Genomic DNA, 4,249 nt, shown 5'->3' on the forward strand with positions numbered 1-4,249 from the left:
ATTATGTAAATTATATATAAATTATTTATTTTGTTGTCATATTTTTTTAAGTTTTATGAACTATTTTTCGATATATTAATATTTATCGTATAAAAAAATAATTATTTAATACTTAATATAACAATATGATATTATATAACAACAGTATATATTATATAACAATACTATATATTATATAATCAAAAATTACCTATTGACAACAATCAATTTATGGTAATTCCTATTTCAGATGATTCAGAATTTAATATTATGGATATTTTTCAGTTACCACTGATAAATTTTACATTGCCTCTGTAGTAGCGAACTTAGCTTAATTCACAATTCACAANNGATATTTCTCAGTAGTAACTGAGAAATCTACAATTGATTCTTTTTTTTAAATAACTATCAATTGTATCCCTGTCCAAAAATCCATTTAAAGAAATTATTTTGCTAAAAAATAATTTCTTCCTTAATTGTGAATTGCGAACTGTGAATTGTGAATTGTTTCAACTTGGCATTTAATAATTATTCGTAGTACAATAATATAGGCATCCAATATGAAAATTTAAAATATACTCTGGAAAATAATTTTTTATAAAAATAGCTTAAATCCTTAAAGATTAAGGATTAATAGTTAAGAATGAAGAATTAAGGATGAAATTCACTTTTAGTGAATTTCTAAAATGGAATTTATTTTTAAAAAACTCCAAAGACTTTCACGATGGAGTTTTAACCATAATTCTTCATTATTCATTTTTAATTTTTAATTCATGGTAAAAATTTTATTATGAAAATTAAAATGATGCATAGGCTAAATTTTCATTAAGGAACCCTATATAATGAGGATGGTGAAATTTATGATAGTTTTAAGCTGTAATAATATACATAAAAGCTTTGGAATAGATGTAATTTTAAAAAATATAAGTTTTAATATTAATGATGGAGAAAAAGTAGGTCTTATAGGTGCTAATGGTGCAGGTAAATCTACTCTTTTTAAAATATTAACCTCACAAATGGAATACGATAGTGGGGAGCTTTTCATAGATAAAAGTAAAAAGGTAGGCTATTTATCTCAAAGCCTTGCTTTAGAATCAGATAACACTATATATGATGAGCTTTTAATGGTTTTTGAAAATTTATTAAATATGGAAAAGAAACTGAAAACTTTAGAAGAAAAGATGAATGAACCTTATGACGCTTCTAAAGAAGAATATCATAATAAAATAATAAAAGATTATACAACACTAACAGAACTTTATACTAATAATGGTGGCTACACCTACAAGGGAGAAATCAGTAGGGTTCTAAAAGGATTAGGCTTTAATGAAAATGATTTTGATAAATATATCAATATCTTAAGTGGTGGGCAAAAAACTAGGGTAGCCCTTTGCAAACTCCTACTTACAAAACCTGATATTCTACTTTTAGATGAGCCAACTAACCATTTGGATCTAGATGCTATTGAATGGCTTGAAGAATATTTGAAATCCTATAAGGGCAGCATTGTAATAATCTCACACGATAGATTTTTCCTTGATGCTGTAACCACTAAGACTTTAGAGCTTATTGGTGGAATAGTTGAAATTTATAACGGTAATTATACTAATTTTATAGATTTAAAAAAGAAAAATTATGAAATAGCATTAAAAGCATTTTCTCTACAACAGGCAGAAATTAAACGGCAGGAAGACATAATAACTAAATATAAATCCTTTAATAGAGAAAAAAGCATAAAGGCTGCTGAAAGCCGTCAGAAAGCCTTGGATAAGATAGAGAGGATAGATGCACCTATTAAAGAAAAAAAAGCTTCTAGAATCGAATTTGAAACAGAAATCAAAAGTGGTAATGATGTTCTATACGCAGAGAATTTAAGTAAATCTTTTGGAGAAAAAACACTTTTCACTAATGTTAATATGGATATTAAGAGAGAATCTAAAATAGCAATTATAGGTGAAAATGGTAGAGGTAAAACTACATTATTTAAAATGATTATGGATAAAATACCTTCAGATAGTGGTATTAAAGTTCTAGGTAAAAACGTTCATCTTGGTTATTATGACCAAGAGCAGTCTAATTTAAATGAAGATAAAACTATTTTAGATGAAGTATGGGATGACTTCCCTAAGATGACCACTACAGAAGTAAGAAATGCATTAGCAGCGTTCTTATTTACAGGTGATGATGTATTTAAAAAAATTAGAACTTTAAGTGGTGGTGAAAAGTGCAGAATTAACCTTTTAAAACTAATGCTTTCCAAATGTAATTTCTTACTTCTAGATGAGCCTACTAACCATTTAGATATAGTTTCAAGAGAGGCTTTAGAGGATGCAATACTTAGTTATGATGGTACAGTTTTAGTTATATCCCACGATAGATATTTTTTAAATAAAGTTATAAATAAAATTTTTGAACTTAAGGAAGATGGAATTAAAGAATATTTAGGGAACTACTCCTACTATGTTGATAAAAAGAAAAATCCTCTAAGATTTGAAGTAGAAGAAGAATCTGAAGGCATTACTAAAACTCAAATAAAACTGGATAAAAAGAAGAAAAAAGAGCAGGAAAAATTAGAAAGAGAAAAGAAAAATTATATAAAATCAATTGAGGATAAAATTTCAACCCTTGAAAATGAACTTGAAAAGCTACAAAATCAGTTATGTATTGAAGAAGTTTATTCAAATCCTGAAGAAAGTCAAAGGGTAAACAAAGAAATTAGCGATATTGAAACAGAATTAGAATCACTATATGAAGAATGGGAAAACCATATATAAAAAACCGTGAGTCCTCACGGTTTTTTATATAATTGAGAATTAAGAGTTAAGAATGAAGAATTTTTGGTTGAAATTGATTCTTTACGAATTAATTTCTTTAAATAAATTTAAAACTTCTCCCGTAAAGGAGAAGTTTCAATAATCGTTAATTTTTAATTTTTAATTCTTAATTGATTAATAGTGGTATATGAAGCAATACCCTTATATTTTCTTTATATACTTCTTCAAAGCTTAATATATCGTTAGATTTTCCTACTTTAATTCTAAAACTAGGCTTATTAAATTCTTTTATAAACCAATATTTTAATGAAGCATATTCATAATTTGCTTCTTTATCAATTAATTTATATCCTGATAATCTAGAGATTTTAACTGCTATATGCTTATGCTGATAATTATAATCATCGTGTCCGTAGTATATTTGCTTTCCATTGCAATGATAAGAAATTACTATATCAAAATCTTCTTGCAAGATTAAATTTACTACTGCCTTAGTTTCTGATTCACTTTCTGGGAATTCTCCACTATACCATCTAAATTTAGGCCCAAAAACTCCTTCTCTTGCCTCACTAGCTTTCCATTTATGCCAATTTCCATCATAATTCCTACTTATATCTACTCCCCTAGCATTACTACTCCATCCTGAAAAATCCAAGCTTCCATTATTATATCTTATTAACTGTTCATAATATGGATGCTCTTCTTTAAGTCCATTGATTACCAAATCTACTCCATCGGGGTTTACCATAGGGAGTAGATATATTGTGCAGGTACTAAAGATTTTATTGATATTATATGCCCCAATACGTTTATTTTCTGAATAAGCATATGAAAAATTCTCAATAAATTTTAATAAAAGCAGTGAAGTAATCCAATCATCTCCATGATGGCTACCGTTATAGAATACTTTTTTTTTGCCATTCCCAATTTTCAAGTAATAAAGCTCTTTTCCAAGCAAACTCTTACCTGCAGTATTAACCTCTATGAAACTATATCTTTTAGTTAATTCTTTGATATCGTTTTCCATTTGATTATAATCATAATTTTTATCTGTTTTAACTATATCTTCGTTATTTTTACTTAACTTAGGAGTTTTCCCTAAGAACAGAAGCAATTCATCGTATATATTGTTAAAATTATTACAAAAAGCCAATTTTATCACCCATTTGCCCTGTATATTTTAAATATTTCGAATCATATCTTAATAGTATAGTATTAACAATTTATTTACAACATAATTTCTCTTGACACTCTATTATAGTCTTAAATATGTATTAAGTTCACTGATTTTAATCATTTATTTTATTTTTTAAATTTAATGTGTAAATAATATTGAATTTAATCTAAAATAAGGAAATTAAGGCGGCCTTACACTATAAATGCGTCTCAATAAAAATTGTATAATTATCTATTTTTTTGTATTAAAATTCACAAAGTTATACAATGAATTATTTTATTAATTAATAACGAAAGTTGTAGCGGCGAACAATGTTCGC

2 protein-coding genes are annotated in these 4,249 nt (G+C 26.5%); one reads left to right on the forward strand and one right to left on the reverse strand.

The window, feature by feature from the left end:
• Positions 1 to 839: 839 nt before the first annotated feature.
• A complete protein-coding gene (abc-f, locus tag B2W91_RS06330; protein ID WP_291579492.1) occupies positions 840 to 2,753 on the forward strand; it encodes a ribosomal protection-like ABC-F family protein in 1,914 nt (637 codons plus the stop codon).
• 166 nt (positions 2,754 to 2,919) lie between these two features.
• Here the strand turns inward: abc-f and B2W91_RS06335 are convergent, their stop codons facing one another.
• Positions 2,920 to 3,906 carry a M14 family zinc carboxypeptidase gene (locus B2W91_RS06335; RefSeq protein ID WP_291579493.1) on the reverse strand — a complete coding sequence of 329 codons (987 nt, stop codon included), beginning with the start codon at positions 3,904 to 3,906 and terminating at the stop codon, positions 2,920 to 2,922.
• Between the last annotated feature and the right edge of the window lie 343 nt (positions 3,907 to 4,249).

It is taken from the genome of Clostridium sp. UBA6640 (genome assembly GCF_002455975.1).
GTDB lineage: Bacteria > Bacillota > Clostridia > Clostridiales > Clostridiaceae > Clostridium_J.